The organism is Pseudonocardia kunmingensis, assembly GCF_006716445.1.
Taxonomy (GTDB): Bacteria; Actinomycetota; Actinomycetes; order Mycobacteriales; family Pseudonocardiaceae; genus Pseudonocardia; species Pseudonocardia kunmingensis.
Window position 1 is genome coordinate 605,323 of the sequence record NZ_VFPA01000002.1, and the last position, 18,140, is coordinate 623,462.

Genomic DNA, 18,140 nt, shown 5'->3' on the forward strand with positions numbered 1-18,140 from the left:
GAGGAGTACATGACCACGACGACGTCGGCCGAGCGCGTGGAGTTCCGCGCCGCACTGCGTGGCCTGTTCGCCGAGCGATCACCGGACGAGCACGTCCGCCGGTTCGTCGACGGCGGACCCTACGACCGCGGGCTGTGGTCCCTGCTCGCCGCGCAGGCCGGCCTGGCCGGGATCCTGGTGCCCGAGGAGCTCGGAGGGCAGGGGCTCACGCACGTCGAGAGCGGTGTCGCGCTCCAGGAGGCCGCGCGCGCCCTGGTGCCGGCGCCCGTGCTCTCCACAGCAGTGCTCGTCCCCACGGCGGTGCTCGCCGCCGGGGACGAGACCGCGGCAAAGCGCATCCTCCCCGGGATCGCCGATGGCTCGACGATCGCCACCCTCGCGCTCGACGACGCCTCGGGCGAGACCACCTGTGCCACCGGGGGCGGATCGACGTGGCAGCTGACCGGGCACAAGGTCGGGCTGCTCGACGGGCCGCTCGCCGGCATCCTGCTCGTGGTCGCCCGGGTGGGCGAGGAGGTGGGGCTCTTCGCCGTGGATTCGGGTGAACCGGGGGTGGAGTGTGAGGACGTGGACGTCCTCGACCTGACCCGCAGGCAGTCGCGGCTCCGGCTCACCCGCGCCGCGGCCGTCCGGCTCGGCGGCGACTACACGGCGGGGCTCACGCGGCTGCGGCACGTGGCCGCTGTCGCCGCGGCCGCCGAGCAGCTCGGACTGGCCGAACGGCTGCTCGAGATCGCCGTCGACTACGCGAGGACCCGCGAGCAGTTCGGCCGGCCGATCGGGTCGTTCCAGGCGGTGCAGCACTTGTGCGCCGACATGTTCGTGCTCGTCGAGTGCTCCCGCGCCGCGGTGGACGCCGCGCTACGGGCCGTCGACGGGCCGCCTGACGAGCTCGCGGACGTCGCGGCGGTCGCGAAGGTGTACTGCTCGCGTGCGGCGACGAGCGTTGCCGAATCCACGATCCAGGTACTCGGCGGGATCGGCTACACCTGGGAGCACCCGGCCCATCTCTATCTGCGACGTGCGAAGACCCTCGAGCAGCTGTTCGGCGACCCGCACCACCACCGTGACGCCCTCGCGGAGCTCCATGGGCTCTAGTCCTGGTCCGCGACGCTGTCGCGCAGACCCTTGATGGTCAGGTCGAGCCCGCGCTCGAACTCCTCGTCGGCCACGCCGGTGAACGAGTGCTCGAGGGCGGCCTGGTAGGTCAAGGGGTAGGCGTCGCGGTCCAGGCGACTGGTGCGCTGGTAGGTCGTGGACGGCCGCGGGTGGTCCGCCGGCGTCATGACGCGCTCGACGACGACCGCCCCGCGCACGTACACCGAGAGCACGAAGTAGGCGTCCGCGGCCGCCCGGCTGCTGAAACCCGCATCCTGCAGCTGAACCAGGATGGACTCGAACCGGGGCCACCAGACCGCGAGCGAGTTGCCCTCGAAGTGGCCGGACCGCAGCAGGATGAGGTCACACAGCACGTCGTCCTCGCGGAAGACCCTCCGGAAGGCGCGGAAGTGCTCCCGCAGCCGCTCGTCCCACGGCAGCTCCTCGAACGTCGGTAGCTGGGCGTAGAAGCGGATCAGCGCCTCGGCGGTCAGGGCGTCGAGGAGCTCGTCCTTGCTCTTGAAGTACCAATAGATGCTGGTGACGCCGATCGAGAGGTGGCGAGCGAGCTTCGGCATGCTCAGCCCGTCGACGCCGTCACGCCCGGCGAGCTCGAAGGCGCCTTCGACGATCATCTCCGCGCTGATCGACCCTCGGCTCACCCGGGTGGGAGGCGCGTCGGCCCCGGCCGCCGACGAGCGGTGCGGCATGGATGGTCCGTCCTCGACGTTCGATGTGTACTGCCGCAGGGTTTGCGGTAGCCCTGACGGTAACAGGGGGAGCCGGGCGGCCCGGTCAGCCGGTGAGCTCCTTCAGCGGCCGGTGAACTTCGGCGCCCGCTTCTCGCGGAACGCCAACCCCGCCTCGGCCTGGTCCTCGCCGGGTCCGATGCCGAGGAAGGTGACCTCCTCGCGCCAGGTCTGGCGGATGTTCATGTCCAGGCCCTGGTTGATCTGCGACTTGATGTGCCCGATCCCGATCGTCGGCCCGCTCGCCAGCCGCTCGGCCCATCCGGTGGCGACCTTCATCAGATCGCCGTCCGGGACGCATCGGTTGACCAAGCCCCACTGCTCGGCGGTCGTCGCCGGCAGCGGGTCGCCGAAGAGGGCGAGCTCGCGGGCGCGGACGGGGGAGACGCTGCGGGTCAGCAGGTAAGCGCCGCTCGCCTCGAGCGGGAGACCGCGCTGGACGAAGATCTCGCTGAACCGCGCCGACTCGCCCGCGATCACGAGGTCGCACGCGAAGGCGAAGTTGCAGCCGAACCCGTAGGCCGGGCCGTTCACGGCCGCGACGATGGGTTTGGTGTTCTCCCAGACCTTCTCGATGATCCGCCACCACCCGTAGGCGAGCCCGTCCTCGCGGCGGACGTGGGTCGGGGTGCCGCGGCGGTGCTCCGGCGGGATCTCGATGTGGTCGGCCTCGCTGAGATCGGCTCCGGAGCAGAACGCAGTGCCCGCGCCCGTGACGAGCGCGGCGCGGATCGCCGGGTCGCTCCGCACCTCGTCCAGGCTCGCCAGGATCGCGTTGCGGAGCGGATGGGTCACCGCGTTCTTGATGTGGGGGCGGTTGAGCGTCAGGAACGCGACCGAGTTCTCGACCCGGAAGTCGAGTCCTGCGGCTGCCCATCCTTCGACGTCGAGCGGCATTGCTGGTCCTCCTCGGTGGGGCGGGGCGGGTCTCAGGAACGCTGGAGCACGACGGTGCCGGCGGCGGCGAACATGCCGCCGACGCCCTGCACCAGGCTCGTGCGCACGTCGGGCACCTGGGCGGCGGCGCGACCCTGGAGCTGGCGCACCGCCTCCTGCAGGGCGAACATCCCGTACATGCCGGTGTGGGTGTAGAGCAGTCCGCCCCCGTTGGTGTTCATCGGGAGGGCCCCACCGGGGCTCGTCGCACCGCTGCGGATGAACTCGGCGGCCTCGCCCTTGCCGACGAACCCGATGTCCTCGAGCCCGTAGAGCGGCAGGTGGGCGTACGCGTCGTAGACCATCAGGTGGTCCACGTCGTCGGTACTGACACCGGCCTCGCGCAGCGCCTCGGCCGAGGCGTCGCGGAAGCCGCGGAAGGTCGTGAGGTCGTCCATGAACGACGGTCCGGGCCCCTCGCAGGCCTCCCCGCTGCCGGCGACGACCACCGCGGGATGAGCGAGGGCGAGGTCGGCGGCACGCTCTGCCGTGGTCAGAACGAGTGCCCCGCCGCCGTCGGTCAGCGGGCAGCACTCCAGCACGCGGAACGGCCAGGCGATCGTCTTCGACGACAGCACGTCGTCGACGGTGAGCAGGCCGGGACGCAACGCACGCGGGTTTCGCGAGGCCCACCGCGACTGTGCGACGGGCACTTCCGCGAGCTCGGCCTCGCCGAGGCCGTGCGCGCTGAGGTAGGCCATCGCCGGCAGCGTGAACAGGGAGAACGTCCCGGCCACACCATAGGGCCGCTCGAACTGGCCCGGCACGCTCGACGGTCCGGGCGGGACGCCGCTCTCGCCGACCCGGGAGCGGCCGGACTGGCCGTGCACCACCAGCACGACCGACGCCTGGCCCGTCCGTAGCGCAGCCACGGCGTGCCGTACGTGCAGCATGTACGAGCAGCCGCCGACGTTCGTGCCGTCCAACCAGCGGGGACGGACCCCGAGATGGTGCGCGAGCTCGACCGTCTGGAGCGTGCTCGCGACGCCGTCCACGTCGGCAAGGCCGAGTCCGGCGTCGCGCAGCGCGGCGAGCGCGGCGCCCGTGCCCAGCCGCAGTGCCGACTCGTCGGGCACGACGCCGATGCGGGCGGACTCGGCGGCTCCCGCGATGACGGCGGTCCCGGTCACGCTCCCGGTCACCGTCCCGCTCCCGTGACCACGCGGAACTGCGGCAGGACGACGTCGCCGCGTTGCTCGAAGCCGACCTCGAGGGGCAGGCCGACGCGCAGGGCCTCCGGACGAGCCTCGACGCCCAGGAGGTTGGTGGTCAACCGTGGTCCCTCCGGCAGGTCGACGAGCGCGATGACGTACGGGACGTCGTCCCCGTACCCCGGAGCCGGCCGGTGGCTGATGACGTAGGACGCCAAGGTGCCCGTCCCGCTCGCCCGGTACCAGCGGACGTCCTCGGCCGCGCAGTGCGGGCAGTGCGCCCGGGGCGGGAAGAAGGTGCGTTCGCACGCCCCGCAGCGGGGCAGCCACAGCTCGCGCTGCGCCGCCTTCTCCCAGTAGACCGACGTCTCCGGGGTGAGGACCGGTACGGAGCGACCGCTCACGTCGTGCCGTCCTTCTCCACCTCGGCAACCCCGCGGTCGAGTACGACCTGGTCACCGACCCTGGTCTGGAACAGGACGGTGGTGCCGTCGAACCAGAACCGCGTGACCAGCTCGTCCCCTGGCATGACGGGTCGGGAGAACCGCGCGCGCATCGACCGGAACCGCACGGGGTCCGATCCGGCCGCGGCGTGCAGCAACGCCCTGCCCACGAAGCCGAACGTGCAGAGCCCGTGCAGGATCGGGCGCGGCCAGCCGCCGCGACGGGCGAACGCGGGGTCGGAGTGCAGCGGGTTGCGGTCGCCGCTGAGCCGGTAGAGCAGTGCCTGGTCGATCCGGGTGCGTTGGCGTGCCTCGGCGTCGGGCTCCCGGTCCGGCACCGCCCAGGTCTCGGTCGGGCTGCGATCGCCGCCGAAACCGCCCTCGCCGCGGATGAACGCGCCGTTGGTCATGTCGGCGAGCGGCTCGCCGGTCTCGGCGTCCACGAGCGAGGAGCTCATGGTGACCAGAGCGCCGCTGCCCTTGTCGTACATGCCGTCGATACCGCGGGTCATCGTCGCCCGGCCGGTCACCGGAAGCGGCCGGTGCAGCACGATCGACTGCTCCGCGTGGACCAGCTTGCTCAGGTCGATGTCGCCGTAGGAGAGACGGGGCCCGCCGCTGCCGAGCACGACCGGGAACGTCGGCAGCACCTGCTGCGCCACTCCCTCGGTGTTCTCCGTGGTCAGGGCGAGCTCCTGCGCGGGGTCCTCGGCGCCCGCCCCCACCCCGAGGGCGTAGAGGAGGGCGTCCTTCGAATCCCACTCGACGGTCCAGGGCTCGGTGCGGGCGCCGACGACGCCGAGGTCGAGCGGCATGCTCAGCTCTCCCGTGCGTAGGGGTGCGACTCGCGAGGGGTGGCGTTGGGACGCGCCGCCGCGAGCACCTCGGGGAGCTCCTTGGAGATCTCGTCGAAGGTCAGCGGGCCTTCGTGGTGCAGGGTGGGGCCGATGTGCCAGCCCTCGACGACGCCGACGTAGCCGCCCACCACGCTGAAGACCCTGCCTGTGACGTCGCGGGACTCCGGGCTGCCCAGCCACACCACGAGGGGCGAGACGTGCTTGGGGTCGTAGGGATCGAAGCCTTCCGAGACCGTCTCCTCGATGCGGCCGGTCGACGCGAGCAGGCGGGTCTTCGCCACCGGTGCGATGGCGTTGGCGGTGACCCCGTAGCGGCCGAGCTCCAACGAGGTGACGATCGTCAGCGACGCGATACCCGCCTTCGCCGAGGCGTAGTTCGACTGTCCGAAGTTGCCGAACAGTCCGCTGCCGGACGAGGTGTTGATGATCCGCGCGTCGACGGGGCCGCTCTCCTTGGCGCGGTCGCGCCAGTAGCGGCCGGCGGCCTGGCTGGTGAGGAACGTGCCGCGCAGGTGCACGCCGAGCACGGCCTCCCAGTCCTCGAGCGAGGTGTTGAGCAGCGTCTTGTCGCGCAGGATTCCCGCGTTGTTGACCAGGACGTCGAGGCGCCCGAACTCCTCGACCGCCGTGTGCACCAACCGTGCGGCGCTCTCGGGCCGGGAGATGTCGTCGCCGTTGCTGACGGCCGAGCCACCTTCCGCCTCGATCTCCGCGACGACGTCGGCGGCAGGACCGGTGGATCCCCCGGTGCCGTCGCCGCCGCCTCCGAGGTCGTTCACCACGACCGCCGCACCTGCGCGGGCGTACGCCAGCGCGTGCTCGCGTCCGATCCCGCGACCCGCGCCCGTGATGATCGCGACCCTGTCCGCCAGCGGGCGGCTCGTCTCCGACATGGTGCGCACTCCCGTCGTCGCGCGGCCGCAGTGCCGAGCCGCATCGAGATGGACCCTGTGTATTAGATACCGCATAACCCCCATTGGGAAGCTACGGGAGGACATACCGTAAGGCTTACAGGGCGCCTTGCGGCACGCCTCTTGACACGGGCCACGTCTCGGTCGACGCTTCATGCTAGTCGGGGCAATCAGTCGGATCAGGTAACTCTTGCACCCGCACCCCCGGAAACTCCAGACCACGCGTGCACCGGTGCACCGGAAGCGAGGGCGAAGTCGATGACGATGTCGAAGCCGATGGACGGGATCCGCGTCCTGGAGGTCGCCCAGTTCACGTTCGTCCCCGCGGCCGGCGCGGTGCTGGCGGACTGGGGCGCCGAGGTCATCAAGGTGGAGCACGCCGAGAAGGGCGACGCCCAGCGCGGCCTCGTCAAGGTCACCGGACAGGACCAGGTCACGAAGGGGTCGTCGTTCGTCCCGATCATGGAGGGCCCGAATCGTGGCAAGCGCTCCATCGGCCTCGCACTGGAGAAGCCGGAGGCGAAGGAGGTGCTGCACCAGCTGGTCCGCCGCTCGGACGTGTTCCTGACGAACTTCCTGCCGCGCGCCCGGGCGAAGCTGGGCATCGACGTCGAAGACATCCGCGCGATCAACCCCGACATCGTCTACACGCTGGGGTCCGGGTTCGGCCACACGGGTCCGGAGGCGGACAAGGGCGGCTACGACAGCACGGCGTTCTGGGCGCGAGGCGGCAGCGGCGAGCTGGTCACGCCCCCCGGGTCCGACGTGTTCCTGCCGATGCCGACGGGCGCCTACGGCGACTCGATGGGCGGCATGACCATCGCGGGCGGGATCGCGGCAGCGCTGTTCGCTCGCGCGCGCACCGGGGAGGCACCAATCGTGGACGTCTCGTTGCTGGGCGTTGGCGCGTGGAGCACCCAGTTCGCGACGAACCTGGCGCTGATGGCGGGCGGGCCGCTGCCCAAGCAGGCGCCGTCGAAGCACGGCGCCGCGAGCAATCCGTTGACCGGGGCGTACCGGACGTCGGACGACCGCTGGCTGATGCTCACGATGCTGCAGCCCGGCCGCTACTGGCCCGAGTTCTGCCGGGTCGTCGGCCGCGAGGAGCTCGTCGAGGACGACCGGTTCGATTCCGCGGAGAAGCTGATGGCGAACGCCCCCCAAGCGGGCGCGATCGTCGCGGAGATCATCGGCGGGCGGACGAAGGACGAGTGGGTGGCCGCCTTCGAGGGCATGGAGGGGCAGTGGGCGGTCGTCCAGGACGCCTGGGAGGTCGGCCACGACGTCTCGCTGCGCGCACTCGGTCAGATCGCCGAGGTCGTCGACGCCGAGGGGGTGCGGCGTGAGCTGGTGGCGAACCCGGTGCAGTTCGACCGGACGGCGCCACAGCTGACGCGGGCTCCGCTGTTCGCCGAGCACACCGACGAGATCCTGCGCGAGCTCGGTCGCACGGACGACGAACTGATCGCGCTGAAGGTCGCGGGGGCGGTCACGTAGGAGAGGCCCGCGCCAGCGCCGTCCGCGGTGCTGCGGAGCTACGCCTGTCCATCCCCACGAAGATGCCCGGAAGGAATGAGCGATGAAGCTCGGTTCTGCTCGAACCCGACGTCCCCTCCGCCTGCTCGCTCCCGTCGTTGCCGCAGCGCTCGCCGTAGCCGCGTGCGCACCTCCCGGTGCGGAGTCCGGCACGGGCGCAGAGTCCGCGGGCGGTGAGAACGTTCCCGTGGGCGCCGGCACCGCGGCCTACGCCGAGGCCCTGGCCGACATGGAGCCGGTCACCCTGCTCTTCGGCGGGCACACCACGGGGCCGGGGACCGGCACCGTGGACGCATACGTGGAGTACTCGAACCTCGTCACCCAGATGTCCGGCGGCAAGATCACCTTCGAGCACGACTACGCCGGCGCGAAGGTCTCGCTCGACAAGATGGCCGACGGGCTCGGCCAGGGCCGTGTCGACCTGGGGATGTACATCCCCGCCTACCAGCCGGACGAGTGGCCGGTGGCCAACGCGATCGGCGGCATGTCGATCTACGGTCAACCGCACCCGATCTCGGGTCGGATGGCGGCCTTCGCCGCGCAGGCCGAGTTCGGGCAGACGTTCGCGCCGCTGCAGGCGGAGGGCGAGGCGCTCGGGGTCTTCTCCTTGTACCCGCTCTACACACCAAGCCACGACGTCAAGCTGCAGTGTCGTGGCCCCGCCCCGACCAGCTTGGCCGAACTGCAGGGCAAACGGGTGCGTGTGTCGTCGCCGTCGTACGTGCCACTGGCGGAGACGCTCGGGATGACCCCGGTGTCACTGGTGATCGGCGAGCTGTTCCAGGGCTTGCAACGGGGTGTCGTCGACTGTGCGGTCAACTCGATCGGTGCGCATCTCACCGGCGGTTACGTCGACGTCGTCGACAGCTGGGTCTTCGGGACCCAGCCGGCAGGGGACTTCGGGGAGACGCCAACCGGGTTCGGCATGAGCCGGGACCGGTGGGAGCAGCTGCCGCTGGCCGCCCAGCAGCTGCTCTGGGACACCCAACCGCAGATGCTCGAGATGATGATGAGAGCGGCGTACGGCGACATCGTCGAGTCGATGCAGGTTTCCCGCGACGGGGGCATGGAGCTCGCCGAGTTCGACCCGGAGACCACCCGCGCCATCGAGGCCTACTACTCCCAGGCCGAGGAGGAGGGCGCCGCTGAGCTGGAGGCTCAGGGGCTGACCGACGACGGCACCGCGGCGGTCGAGCAGCACAAGGCGCTGTACGACAAGTGGTGGCGGATCGTGACCGAAGAGCTCGGCTATCCCGCCGACACGTCCTGGCTGACGGTGGCCGACTTCGACGTTGCCAACCTTGATCTGAAGCCGTTCGTCGACCGCTTCTACGAGGAGATCCTGCTCCCGCGGCGGCCCGGGCAGGAAGGTTCCTGACCATGACCGACGTGATCGGACACACGAGCGTCACACGGATCGCTCCGCAGCCGACGCTGGCCACCGAACCCTTCTGGCACTCGGGCGCGGACGGCAGGCTACGGGTGGCGCGCTGCCGCACGTGCGGCAAGCGGATGCACCCTCCGCTGCCGATCTGCGCCCGGTGCCGGGGACGGGACATCGAGATGTCGGAGGTCTCGGGCAAGGCCGTGGTCGCGGGGTTCACGGTGAACGAGCAACCGTGGCTGCCCGGATTCCCGCCGCCCTACGTCGTCGCGATCGTCGCCCTCGACGAGGACCCCGACGTCCGGCTGACCACCAACATGGTCGGCTGCGACCCCGCGTCGGTGCACGTGGGCATGCGCGTGCAGGTCGTGTTCGAGCGGGCCGAGGACGTCTGGCTGCCGCTGTTCGAACCGGACCCGGACGCCGCGGGCGAGCCGGGTCCGGTTCCGCAGCCCCGCGACGTCGGAGTCGCGCTCCGGCCAATGGCGCGCACGGAGAAGTACGAGGACAAGGTGGCGATCACCGGCGTGGGGCAGTCGCGCGTCGGTCGCCGCCTGATGATCGATCCGGTCTCCCTCACCGTCGACGCCTGCCTGGAGGCCGTGGCGGACGCGGGCCTGGAGCTCTCCGACATCGACGGGCTCTCGACGTACCCGGGTCCGCAGTTGGAGGGAGGGTTCTCGGAGGGCGGCCTCAGTGGGGTCGAGGAGGCGCTGCGGATCCATCCGACCTGGGTCAACGGCGGCTCGGAGATACCCGGCCAGCTCGGCTCGGTGATGACGGCGATGCTCGCGGTGGCGGCCGGGCTGTGCAAGCACGTGCTCTGCTACCGCACCGTCTGGCAGGCCTCGCACTCGCACATGCAGCGCACCGGACGCTGGCGCCCGCCGCAGGGCAGGGCGAGCGGGATGGCCGAGTTCCGCCTACCGTTCGGGGCGTCGTCGGCCGCGAACTGGATCGCCTGCCAGGCCTCTTACTACATGCACCACTACGGCGTCGACCGCGACGTGCTCGGGTGGATCGCGGTGACGGCCCGGGACGGCGCCGTCCGCAACCCGGAGGCCGTTTACCGCGAGCCCATGACGATCGAGGACTACTACGCCGCCCGCATGGTCTCGAGCCCGTTCGGGCTCTTCGACTGCGACGTCCCCGTCGACGGCTCGGTCGCCTGCATCGTCTCCGCCGCCGACACCGTCGCGGACCGGCCCAAGCCCGCGGTGCTCGTCGAGGCGTGCGGGACGCAGATCATGGAGCGGCTGTCCTGGGATCAGGACACCCTGACCCACCTGCCCCAGTCGCTCGGCCCGTCGAAGCACCTGTGGAGCCGCACGGCGCTGCGCCCCGACGACGTGGACGTCGCCCTGCTCTACGACGGCTTCAGCTTCAACGCGCTGTCGTGGCTGGAGGGCCTCGGGTTCTGCGGGTACGGCGAGGCGACCGACTTCGTCGACGGTGGCCGCGGGATCGCGCTGGGCGGACGCCTGCCGCTCAACCCCCACGGTGGCCAGCTCTCCGCGGGCCGGCTGCACGGCTACGGCTTCCTCCGGGAAGCCGTCCTGCAGCTGCGGGGCGAGGCCACCGGTCGCCAGGTCGAGAACGCCCGGGTCGCCGCGGTTTCCGCGGGGGGTGGCGTGCCGTCCGGGGCCATGCTCCTGCGCTCGGCATGAGGTTCGGTCTTCCGCTCTCGGCGGTCAGCTGGAATCACTGGGGGACGGTGGCTCAGGAGGCCGAGCGGCTCGGGTTCGAGTCGCTGTGGCTGCCCGAGCACCTCGTGCTGCCGGTCGCGATGACCGGCAGCCCGCAGACCGGGCACAGCGAGCCGCCGATCACCGCCGATGTGCCCGCCTAGGACGTCTTCGTCGCCCTCGCTTCGGTGGCTCGCACCCGTTCGTGACCGCGCGGGCCGTCACGACGCTCGACATGCGCGTCGGCGGCCGGTTCGAGTTCGGCATCGGCGCGAGCTGGCTGGAAGAGGAGTGGGACGCCGTTCAGCTCGACTTCCGGACCCGTGGCCGGCGCGTGGACGAGGCACTGGAGGTGTGCTCCCGCCTCTGGTCCGCCGAGGAGGACGTGATCGCGCACGAGGGCGCGTTCTGGCGGTTCCCGCCCGTGAAGTTCAACCCGAAGCCGCCGCAGCAGCCCGGCCCGGCGATCCTCGTCGGCGGGGACGGGAGAGCGGCCAAGCGGCGCGCCGTCCGGTTCGGCTCGGGATTGGATCCCGATGAACACCCCCGCCGAGGCGCTCCCCACGGCCATCGCCGACCTCGAGCGGATGCGGGAGGCGGCGGGCCGCGAGGACCGGATCGCGATCACCGTCGACGGCCGGGTCGGGGACCTCGAGGACCTCGACCTCCTGCGTCGCCTCGACGAGATGGGTGTGGACCGGGTGATCTGCCGTCCCTGGCGCAGCTCGCGTGACGCGCTCGACGGCATGACCCGGTACACCGAGGAGGTGCTCCGGAAGCTGTAGTGCCGGCGCATTCCTTACAGGGTCTTCGGGTAGTACTCGCCCTCCCTGAGCTGTGCTGCTTCCGACTGGAAGTCGGAGTCGAAGGGCCAGTCGTCCTCCTCGCCCCGCAGCGGTCCCTGGACGAACCGGCCGTACGCGCCGCCGGCGCGCTCGTTGCCGACGAGGGAGTACGCCTGCCGCCGGTAGGTCCAGTTGTCGGGTTGGAGGCGGTGGCACTCGGCGAAATGTGCGATGGCGAGGTCACGCTCGCCCCGGTGCCACAGCGCGTTCGCCAGTTCGAAGTGGGCAGCGGCGGCCGACTCCTCGAGCGGGCGTGGCCGCGATCGCGCGACGACCTCGTCAGGGGTTAGCGTGTAGGGGCTCTCGGCGCCGCTCGCGACCCAGTCGCGGATGGCGTCGGGGTAGGCCGTCCGGTCCTGACCACCGGCGACGAACGCCTGTCCCGCGCCGCGTTCAGGACGGGGCGGGGCGTTAGGGGCGCGGCCGAGCTTCGGCATCGACGCCATCATGTCCGGCGGCAGGTGCTGGTCGCCGCCGGGCCACCCCGCCTCAGGCGGGCGGACGATCATCCCGTCCTCGTCGATCCACACCACGTTCGGGATGTTCACGACGCCGAAGAGCGCATCCATCCGGTGGGTCGGGTCGAGAAGGGACGGGTGCTCGGGACGGGCGGCCTCGATGTAGGGGCGAGAGGCGTCCGGCCCGCTCAGTTCGAGGGAGACGGTCACCACCTCGAGTCCGGTGGGATGGAGCTCCGTGCGCAAAGCCTGCCACCCGGGCAGGTCAAAGGCACAGCCTCAATAGGGCGCCCACGCGACGAGCACGACCTTCTGCCCGCGCAGGGAGGAGAGGTGGAACTCGTCGCCCGAGAGATCCTCCAGGACGAGCTCGGGCGCCTCCGCGCTGACGAGCGCCTTGTCGCCGAGCGTCTCGGGCCCGATCGCCCACAGCCCGGCACGTTCGTCGCGCACGAGGGCCATGCCGAGGCGTTCGGTGGTGGCGATGACGTCGAACCCGTCCGTCGGGCCGAGCGGGACGCAGATCTCGGCCTTGCACGCGCCCTGCGGCTTGATCTCCCATCCGGTTCCCCTGCCGAACTCCGCCGGGTTGATGTCGAGCGAGTCGATGATCATGAGACGCGAGCTTCCTGGTCGGTGGTGCCGCGGGCGGCCGAGTCGAGCCGTTCCCACTGCGCGGACGTGAGCGTGACGCGCGCGGCTTCCACGTTGTGGAGGGCGTGCGCAAGGTCGCTGGTGCCCGGGATGGGTGCCATGACGGGGGAGCGTGCGAGCAGCCAGGCGATGGCGACCTGCCGCGGCGAGGCCGCGAGCTCGCCTGCCACCTCCTGCAGGACCGCCGTCACGACGGGGGCGTCGCGCACCAGCGGGGTGTGCGGGATGAATGGGATGCCCAGCTCCTCGCACCGGTCGAGCACCGGTTCCGATCGGCGCTCGGCCACGTTGTACCGGTTCTGCACCGCCACGACCTCGCAGACGCCCCGGGCGACCTCGAGCTGCGGGAGGTCCACGTTGCTCACGCCGATGTGGCACACCTTGCCCTCGCGCTGCAGGTCGGCGAACGCGCCGACGGTCTCCGCGTAGGGCACGGCCGGGTCGGGCACGTGCACCTGATAGAACTCGATGCAGTCCAGCCGGAGCCTGCGCAGGCTCTTCTCGCACTCCTGGCGGATGTGCTCGGGGCGCCCGAGCGGGGGCAGGGATGTCATTCCCGGCCGCAGCTTTCCGGGTTCGAACCCCGCCTTCGTGCCGATCAGCAGGTCGTCGGGGTAGGGGTGCAGAGCCTCGGCGATGATCTCCTCGCACTCGCCGTACCCGTAGATGTTGGCGGCGTCGAGGAAGCGCATGCCGTGGTCGTGGACGCCGCGGACGAGCGCGATCGCCGTCGCGCGGTCGCGGACGCCGTCGGGCGTCCGCGCTCCGGAGATCCGCATCGCGCCGAAGCCGAGGCGTCGCACGTCGCGGTCGCCGATGCGAACCGTGCCCACTTCGTCGGTGAGGCGGTGGGAGCCGCCCTCGGGGTCGGTCATCCGTCCCGTCCTCTCGCTGTTCCGGCGGCCATCGATTTATATCGTCATATCATTGACCTGACCATACTTGTTTCCCCTAGCCTGGCAAGTACGCGCACGGCAGCACCCGGAGCGGGCCGTGCGGCGGTCGGGAGGACGGATGGGCGCGGACGACGAGTTCTCGATGTTGGCCGACAACGCGGCCGAGGTCGGACTGGCCTGGACCGGGCCACCCGCCGTGCGGCGGGAGGGCACCGATGTCGGGGACGGGCGTCGGGTGAGCGCGCTCCGGTGGGGTGATGCCGCTCCGCGAGCGGTGTTCCTCCACGGCGGTGGGCAGAACGCCCACACCTGGGACACTGTTGTCCTGGCGCTCGGCATCCCCGCGCTGGCGGTCGACCTGCCGGGGCACGGGCACTCGGACTGGCGCGCCGACCGCGACTACGGTCCCTGGGCGGCCGCGGAGGCCGTCGCCCCCGCGGTGCGTCGGTGGGCGCCGCAGGCCGAGGTCGTGGTCGGGATGTCTTTGGGCGGCCTGACCACCATCCGGCTGGCCGCCGCCGCCCCGGACGTGGTCCGGCGCGCGGTCGTCGTCGACGTCACGCCCTCGGTCCTGCGGCGCACCCCCGCGATGAGCCGGGCCCAGCGCGGCACGACCGCGCTCATCGGCGACGGTGGGGTGTTCGCGACCCGCGAGGAGATGGTCGAGCGCGCGGTCGCGGCGGCGCCGCAGCGGCCGCGGTCCTCGCTCGCCCGCGGCGTGGTGCACAACAGCCGGCAACGCGCCGACGGCCGGTGGGAGTGGCGCTACGACCGCCAGGGCGGACCGGGCGACTACACGCCGCTGTGGGCGGACCTCGGCGCGGCGACCGTCCCGATGACGCTCGTGCGAGGCGGGGACTCGGCCTTCGTCTCCGACGAGGACGCCGAGGAGTTCCGGCTCCGTCGCCCGGGAGCCGAGGTGCATGTGGTGCCGGCGGCCGGGCACTCGGTGCAGAGCGACCAACCGCTGGCTCTCGCCGGGATCATCCGTTCGGCGCTCGCCTCGGCGACGCCTCAGAATTAAAGTTCAATCATATTACTGTTGATGCCGGAGGTCGACGTGGACCGGGTTCCGCTGGTGGACTACCTCGTACTCGGGGACGAGCCGCATCTGGTCGCCCAGGAGTGCACGACCTGCGGGGCGCGGTACTTCGACCGGCGCAGCGCGTGCGCGAGCTGTGGACTGCAGGAGTTCCACGCCGTGGACATCCCCACGACCGGCACCCTGCGGTCCTTCACCATCGTCCACTCCGCCGCCGCGGGCGTGCAGGTTCCGTTCGTCGCCGGGATCGTGGACTGCGACGGGACGAGCGTGAAGGGCAACGTCGTCAACACCCCGCCGGACCCGGAGCACGTGAACCTCGGGATGCCGGTGCGCCTCACCACGATGTCGATCGGGGTCGACGCCGCGGGCGTCGAGGCGGTCGGCTACGGCTTCGAGCCGGCGAACTGAGGAGATCCGACTATGGCGGAGAACGTGTGGATCCTCGGCATCCACATGACAAGGTTCGGCAAGCACAAGGACAAGGACATCCTCGACCTCTCGTCCGAGGCGGCGATCGGGGCGCTGCGCGACGGCGGCGTCACGATCAAGGACGTCGGCGTGCTCGGCTTCGGCAACCTGATGGGCAGGGTCACCGGCCAGGCCCTGCAGAAACAGATCGGGCAGACCGGCATCCCGGTGTTCAACGTCGCCAACGCCTGCGCGACCGGCGCCACCGCGCTGCGCGTTGCGATGATGGCGATCAAGGCGGGCGAAACCGACATCGGCCTCGCCGTCGGTGTGGAGAAGATCGCGGGCGCGGGTCTGCTCGCGGGCGGCTCGCGGGCCGACGACGGCGACACCTGGGCCCCGTCGGGCCGGTACGGCGCGGTCGCCCCGCTCGACGGCCGCGTCGGGACCGAGACCATGCCCGGCGTGTTCGCCCAGATCGGGATGGAGTACGACCACCGCTACGGAGGCGCGGACTTCGAACTCTTCGCCCGGATCTCCGAGAAGAACCACGCGCACTCCACGCTCAACCCGAACGCGGCGTACCAGAAGCGTTTCACGCTCGACGAGATCATGAACGACCTCATGATCGCCTACCCGAACACCCGGCCGATGTGCTCGGCCAACTGTGACGGCGCGGCGGCCGCGGTGGTGGTGAGCGAGAGCAGGCTTCGCACGCTGTCGCTGGAGCAGCAGCGCCGCGCGGTCAAGATCAGCGCGTCGGTACTGACCAGCGACCCGTGGCAGGAGGCGTGCCAGGTCCTTCCCGACGTCAACACGTTGACCCGCTCCGCGGCCACGCAGGCCTACGAACAGGCGGGTGTCGGCCCGGAGGACCTCGACCTCGTCGAACTGCACGACTGCTTCGCCACCGCCGAGCTGGTGCACTACGACAACCTCGGGCTCTGCGAGCCCGGCGGCGCGGTCGACTTCTTCGCCTCCGGTGCGACGTGGCGCGACGGCCGGACCCCGGTGAACGTCTCGGGCGGGTTGCAGTCGAAGGGGCACCCGATCGCCGCCACCGGCATCGCGAACATCTGGGAGGTCGCCACCCACCTGCGCGGCGAGGCGGGGCCGCGGCAGATCGAGAACGCCAAGGTCGGCCTCGCACACGTGATCGGGCTCGGTTCCGCCTGCGGGATCCACGTCCTCGAGAAGTCGGCCGCGTGAGCCGGAGGCCGGCCACGGCCGAATGCGATCGCGAGCTTCATCCACATCGTCGCCGAGCGAGGTTCGTGGATGAGCGAAGGAATCTGGTTGCGCGATCGCGCAGCCGTCGTCGGGATCGGACACACGAAGTACGGCAAGCGCGGTGAGCACGCACACCGCGGGCACCTGCGCTCGTCGTCGAGGCAATGAAGGCAGCGTGCGAAGACGCGGGCATCGCGCCGAATGGCATCGACGGCTGGGCGTAGTACTCGAACGACCCGACCGACGCAGGCCAACTGCAGATGGCCTTCGGGAACGAACGCGTGCGCTCCACCGCGATGGGCTGGGGCGACGTCGCCGTGCCGGCAGGCGCCCACGTAGCTGACCTGCCCCGCCCCGCGAACGGAGCGGGGCAGGTCCAGCTCATCGGCTCCTGCGCGCTGCGCGGTTCGCCTCGAGCTGGCCGCGCGCTTCGTGCATCGCCGCGAGCCTGCGCTCGGCAGTGCGCCGCTCCTCCGGATCCGTCACCGCGCCGGCATCTCGCTCGGCCTCCGCGATGGCGTCCAGGAGCCGGGGCAGGGCCTCGTCGACGGTGAGGAGATCCTGCTCTGTCCAGTCGGAGCGCTCCTCCGGCGGGCGCGCGCCGACCGGTCGTTCGCTGCGCGCCTCGGTCATGCCGGGAAGTTGTAGAGCCTGCGCACGTTGTGCTCGACCATCCGCTGGACCTCCTCGTCGGGGACGTTCCGGAAGGCCTCTGCGGCGCGCTTGCGGCTGTGCGGCCAGTAGGAGTCCGAGTGCGGGTAGTCGCACTCCCAGGTGATGTTGTCGACCCCGATGTGGTGGCGGTTCTCGACGCCGAAGAAGTCGTCGATGAAGCAGCCGTGGACGTGCTTGCGGAACAGGTCCGAGGGGCGCACGGACTGGTTGACGTTCTGGTAGTAGCGGTGCCGCTCCCAGGTGCCGTCGATGCGCTCGAGCATGTACGGGATCCACCCGATGCCGCCCTCGGAGAGCCCGACCTTGAGATTCGGGTGCCGGTGGAACACGGGCGAGAAGAGCAGGTCCGCCGTCGCGTACATCGAGTTGCAGCCGAACAGGGCGATCGCGACCGCGAAGGGGGCGTCGTCGGCGGTGAAGGGCGCCTGCCCGGAGGTGCCGAAGTGCAGGCACATCGGCATGTCGGTCTCCTCCAGCGCGGAGAAGACGCCCTCCCAGTGGTCGGAGTGGAACGAGGGCAGGCCGAGCGGCACGGGGTTCTCGGGGAAGCCGACGCACTTGGCGCCCTTGGCGGCGGTGCGGTGGATCTCCTGCACACACGCGTCAGCGTCCCAGAGCGGCAGGATCGCCATCGGGATGAAGCGGTCGGGCGCCGTGGCGCACCACTCGTCGAGCATGAAGTCGTTCCACGCCTGGACCGACAGCAGCGCGAGCTGCTTGTCCTCGCCCTCCAGGAAGACGGTGCCCGCGAACCGCGGGAAGGAAGGGAAGTTGATGGCACCCCAGACGCCGTCGATGTCCATGTCGGCCAGCCGGGCCTTGGGGTCGTAGCAGCCCGGGATCATGTCGTCGTAGCGGATCGGTTCGACGCCGAACTCCTCGGGCTTCTTGCCCGCGACCGCGTTGAGGCCGATGTAGGGGTAGATCCGGTCTTCGTACTTCCAGACCTGGGCCGGGGGCTGGCCCTCGGCCATCCGCTGCTCGACGATCTGCGGCCCGGCGTCGCGGTACTTCGCCGGGAGCCGGTCGGACCAGACCCTCGGGTGCTCGATGAGGTGGTCGTCGGTCGAGAGCAGCTTCATGTAGGGCTGCAACGGCATTGATGCTCTCCCCTGATCGTCGGGCCGCGGAATCGTTGCGCTCGGCCGTGGACGACCGAGCGCGACGACCGGCCCGGGA

20 protein-coding genes and 1 pseudogene are annotated in these 18,140 nt (G+C 71.0%); 10 read left to right on the forward strand and 11 right to left on the reverse strand.

Features of this window, described 5'->3' with window-relative positions:
• Positions 1-9: 9 nt before the first annotated feature.
• A complete protein-coding gene (locus tag FB558_RS18720; RefSeq protein WP_142055229.1) occupies positions 10-1,098 on the forward strand; it encodes an acyl-CoA dehydrogenase family protein in 1,089 nt (362 codons plus the stop codon).
• Here FB558_RS18720 and FB558_RS18725 read toward each other — a convergent pair.
• From FB558_RS18725 to FB558_RS18750, 6 genes are all read right to left on the reverse strand, one after another.
• Positions 1,095-1,808: a TetR family transcriptional regulator gene (locus tag FB558_RS18725; RefSeq protein WP_142055231.1), complete on the reverse strand. Its 714-nt coding sequence runs from the start codon at positions 1,806-1,808 to the stop codon at positions 1,095-1,097. The genes FB558_RS18720 and FB558_RS18725 overlap by 4 nt on opposite strands.
• Before the next feature lie 102 nt (positions 1,809-1,910).
• Entirely contained in the window at positions 1,911-2,744 is an 834-nt protein-coding gene (locus FB558_RS18730; RefSeq protein ID WP_142055233.1) for an enoyl-CoA hydratase/isomerase family protein, read from the reverse strand.
• Between the two features lie 32 nt (positions 2,745-2,776).
• A complete protein-coding gene (locus FB558_RS18735) occupies positions 2,777-3,925 on the reverse strand; it encodes a thiolase C-terminal domain-containing protein (protein ID WP_246106604.1) in 1,149 nt (382 codons plus the stop codon).
• Entirely contained in the window at positions 3,922-4,338 is a 417-nt protein-coding gene (locus FB558_RS18740; protein ID WP_142055235.1) for a Zn-ribbon domain-containing OB-fold protein, read from the reverse strand. Before FB558_RS18740 ends, FB558_RS18735 begins: the two co-directional genes overlap by 4 nt.
• Positions 4,335-5,192: a MaoC/PaaZ C-terminal domain-containing protein gene (locus FB558_RS18745; RefSeq protein WP_142055237.1), complete on the reverse strand. Its 858-nt coding sequence runs from the start codon at positions 5,190-5,192 to the stop codon at positions 4,335-4,337. Before FB558_RS18745 ends, FB558_RS18740 begins: the two co-directional genes overlap by 4 nt.
• Before the next feature lie 2 nt (positions 5,193-5,194).
• The gene (locus FB558_RS18750) at positions 5,195-6,127 is read right to left on the reverse strand and encodes an SDR family oxidoreductase (RefSeq protein WP_142055239.1); all 933 of its coding nucleotides are present in this window, start codon (positions 6,125-6,127) and stop codon (positions 5,195-5,197) included.
• Between the two features lie 276 nt (positions 6,128-6,403).
• Here FB558_RS18750 and FB558_RS18755 point away from each other — a divergent pair, with 276 nt between their 5' ends.
• From FB558_RS18755 to FB558_RS44620, 6 genes and pseudogenes are all read left to right on the forward strand, one after another.
• Positions 6,404-7,642, forward strand: coding sequence for a CaiB/BaiF CoA transferase family protein (locus FB558_RS18755; protein ID WP_246106605.1), 1,239 nt, complete (start codon positions 6,404-6,406; stop codon positions 7,640-7,642).
• 226 nt (positions 7,643-7,868) lie between these two features.
• Positions 7,869-9,059 carry a type 2 periplasmic-binding domain-containing protein gene (locus FB558_RS18760; protein WP_170231399.1) on the forward strand — a complete coding sequence of 397 codons (1,191 nt, stop codon included), beginning with the start codon at positions 7,869-7,871 and terminating at the stop codon, positions 9,057-9,059.
• A 2-nt stretch (positions 9,060-9,061) separates the two neighbouring features.
• The gene (locus tag FB558_RS18765) at positions 9,062-10,732 is read left to right on the forward strand and encodes a thiolase C-terminal domain-containing protein (protein WP_142055243.1); all 1,671 of its coding nucleotides are present in this window, start codon (positions 9,062-9,064) and stop codon (positions 10,730-10,732) included.
• A 47-nt stretch (positions 10,733-10,779) separates the two neighbouring features.
• Positions 10,780-10,914, forward strand: coding sequence for a hypothetical protein (locus tag FB558_RS45215; RefSeq protein ID WP_281288646.1), 135 nt, complete (start codon positions 10,780-10,782; stop codon positions 10,912-10,914).
• A gap of 41 nt (positions 10,915-10,955) precedes the next feature.
• A pseudogene (locus FB558_RS45725) lies at positions 10,956-11,267 on the forward strand (LLM class flavin-dependent oxidoreductase); the annotation flags it as partial.
• Positions 11,268-11,286: 19 nt separating this feature from the next.
• Positions 11,287-11,535: a hypothetical protein gene (locus FB558_RS44620; RefSeq protein ID WP_246106606.1), complete on the forward strand. Its 249-nt coding sequence runs from the start codon at positions 11,287-11,289 to the stop codon at positions 11,533-11,535.
• 14 nt (positions 11,536-11,549) lie between these two features.
• Here FB558_RS44620 and FB558_RS45905 read toward each other — a convergent pair whose 3' ends face one another.
• The 3 genes from FB558_RS45905 to FB558_RS18785 all read right to left on the reverse strand — a co-directional run bounded on the left by FB558_RS45905 (position 11,550) and on the right by FB558_RS18785 (position 13,582).
• Positions 11,550-12,263, reverse strand: coding sequence for a thioredoxin family protein (locus tag FB558_RS45905; RefSeq protein ID WP_142055245.1), 714 nt, complete (start codon positions 12,261-12,263; stop codon positions 11,550-11,552).
• 69 nt (positions 12,264-12,332) lie between these two features.
• A complete protein-coding gene (locus FB558_RS45910) occupies positions 12,333-12,668 on the reverse strand; it encodes a hypothetical protein (protein ID WP_142055247.1) in 336 nt (111 codons plus the stop codon).
• Positions 12,665-13,582: an aldo/keto reductase gene (locus FB558_RS18785; protein WP_142055249.1), complete on the reverse strand. Its 918-nt coding sequence runs from the start codon at positions 13,580-13,582 to the stop codon at positions 12,665-12,667. Before FB558_RS18785 ends, FB558_RS45910 begins: the two co-directional genes overlap by 4 nt.
• Positions 13,583-13,721: 139 nt before the next feature.
• On the opposite strand from FB558_RS18785, the gene FB558_RS18790 reads away from it, so the two are divergent.
• From FB558_RS18790 to FB558_RS18800, 3 genes are read left to right on the forward strand one after another with little or no spacing between them, the layout of a single operon-like run.
• On the forward strand, positions 13,722-14,627 hold the full coding sequence (locus tag FB558_RS18790; protein WP_142055251.1) for an alpha/beta fold hydrolase: 906 nt from the start codon (positions 13,722-13,724) through the stop codon (positions 14,625-14,627).
• A gap of 21 nt (positions 14,628-14,648) precedes the next feature.
• Positions 14,649-15,056 (forward strand): Zn-ribbon domain-containing OB-fold protein, encoded by a 408-nt coding sequence (locus FB558_RS18795; protein WP_142055253.1) that lies wholly within the window; start codon positions 14,649-14,651, stop codon positions 15,054-15,056.
• A gap of 12 nt (positions 15,057-15,068) precedes the next feature.
• Positions 15,069-16,265 carry a thiolase family protein gene (locus tag FB558_RS18800; protein WP_142055255.1) on the forward strand — a complete coding sequence of 399 codons (1,197 nt, stop codon included), beginning with the start codon at positions 15,069-15,071 and terminating at the stop codon, positions 16,263-16,265.
• 402 nt (positions 16,266-16,667) lie between these two features.
• Here FB558_RS18800 and FB558_RS18805 read toward each other — a convergent pair whose 3' ends face one another.
• Positions 16,668-16,919, reverse strand: a complete 252-nt coding sequence (locus FB558_RS18805) for a hypothetical protein (protein ID WP_142055257.1) — start codon at positions 16,917-16,919, stop codon at positions 16,668-16,670.
• Positions 16,916-18,061, reverse strand: coding sequence for an amidohydrolase family protein (locus tag FB558_RS18810; RefSeq protein WP_142055259.1), 1,146 nt, complete (start codon positions 18,059-18,061; stop codon positions 16,916-16,918). The genes FB558_RS18805 and FB558_RS18810 overlap by 4 nt, the downstream gene beginning before the upstream one ends.
• Positions 18,062-18,140 lie beyond the last annotated feature (79 nt).

Bases quoted from the DNA above. Each gene is read 5' to 3' on its own strand.
- FB558_RS18720 (WP_142055229.1), top strand. From the start codon at position 10: ATGACCACGACGACGTCGGCCGAGCGCGTGGAGTTCCGCGCCGCACTG.
- FB558_RS18725 (WP_142055231.1), bottom strand. From the start codon at position 1,808: ATGCCGCACCGCTCGTCGGCGGCCGGGGCCGACGCGCCTCCCACCCGG.
- FB558_RS18730 (WP_142055233.1), bottom strand. From the start codon at position 2,744: ATGCCGCTCGACGTCGAAGGATGGGCAGCCGCAGGACTCGACTTCCGG.
- FB558_RS18745 (WP_142055237.1), bottom strand. From the start codon at position 5,192: ATGCCGCTCGACCTCGGCGTCGTCGGCGCCCGCACCGAGCCCTGGACC.
- FB558_RS18750 (WP_142055239.1), bottom strand. From the start codon at position 6,127: ATGTCGGAGACGAGCCGCCCGCTGGCGGACAGGGTCGCGATCATCACG.
- FB558_RS18755 (WP_246106605.1), top strand. From the start codon at position 6,404: ATGACGATGTCGAAGCCGATGGACGGGATCCGCGTCCTGGAGGTCGCC.
- FB558_RS18765 (WP_142055243.1), top strand. From the start codon at position 9,062: ATGACCGACGTGATCGGACACACGAGCGTCACACGGATCGCTCCGCAG.
- FB558_RS44620 (WP_246106606.1), top strand. From the start codon at position 11,287: ATGAACACCCCCGCCGAGGCGCTCCCCACGGCCATCGCCGACCTCGAG.
- FB558_RS45910 (WP_142055247.1), bottom strand. From the start codon at position 12,668: ATGATCATCGACTCGCTCGACATCAACCCGGCGGAGTTCGGCAGGGGA.
- FB558_RS18785 (WP_142055249.1), bottom strand. From the start codon at position 13,582: ATGACCGACCCCGAGGGCGGCTCCCACCGCCTCACCGACGAAGTGGGC.
- FB558_RS18790 (WP_142055251.1), top strand. From the start codon at position 13,722: ATGGGCGCGGACGACGAGTTCTCGATGTTGGCCGACAACGCGGCCGAG.
- FB558_RS18795 (WP_142055253.1), top strand. From the start codon at position 14,649: ATGCCGGAGGTCGACGTGGACCGGGTTCCGCTGGTGGACTACCTCGTA.
- FB558_RS18800 (WP_142055255.1), top strand. From the start codon at position 15,069: ATGGCGGAGAACGTGTGGATCCTCGGCATCCACATGACAAGGTTCGGC.
- FB558_RS18805 (WP_142055257.1), bottom strand. From the start codon at position 16,919: ATGACCGAGGCGCGCAGCGAACGACCGGTCGGCGCGCGCCCGCCGGAG.
- FB558_RS18810 (WP_142055259.1), bottom strand. From the start codon at position 18,061: ATGCCGTTGCAGCCCTACATGAAGCTGCTCTCGACCGACGACCACCTC.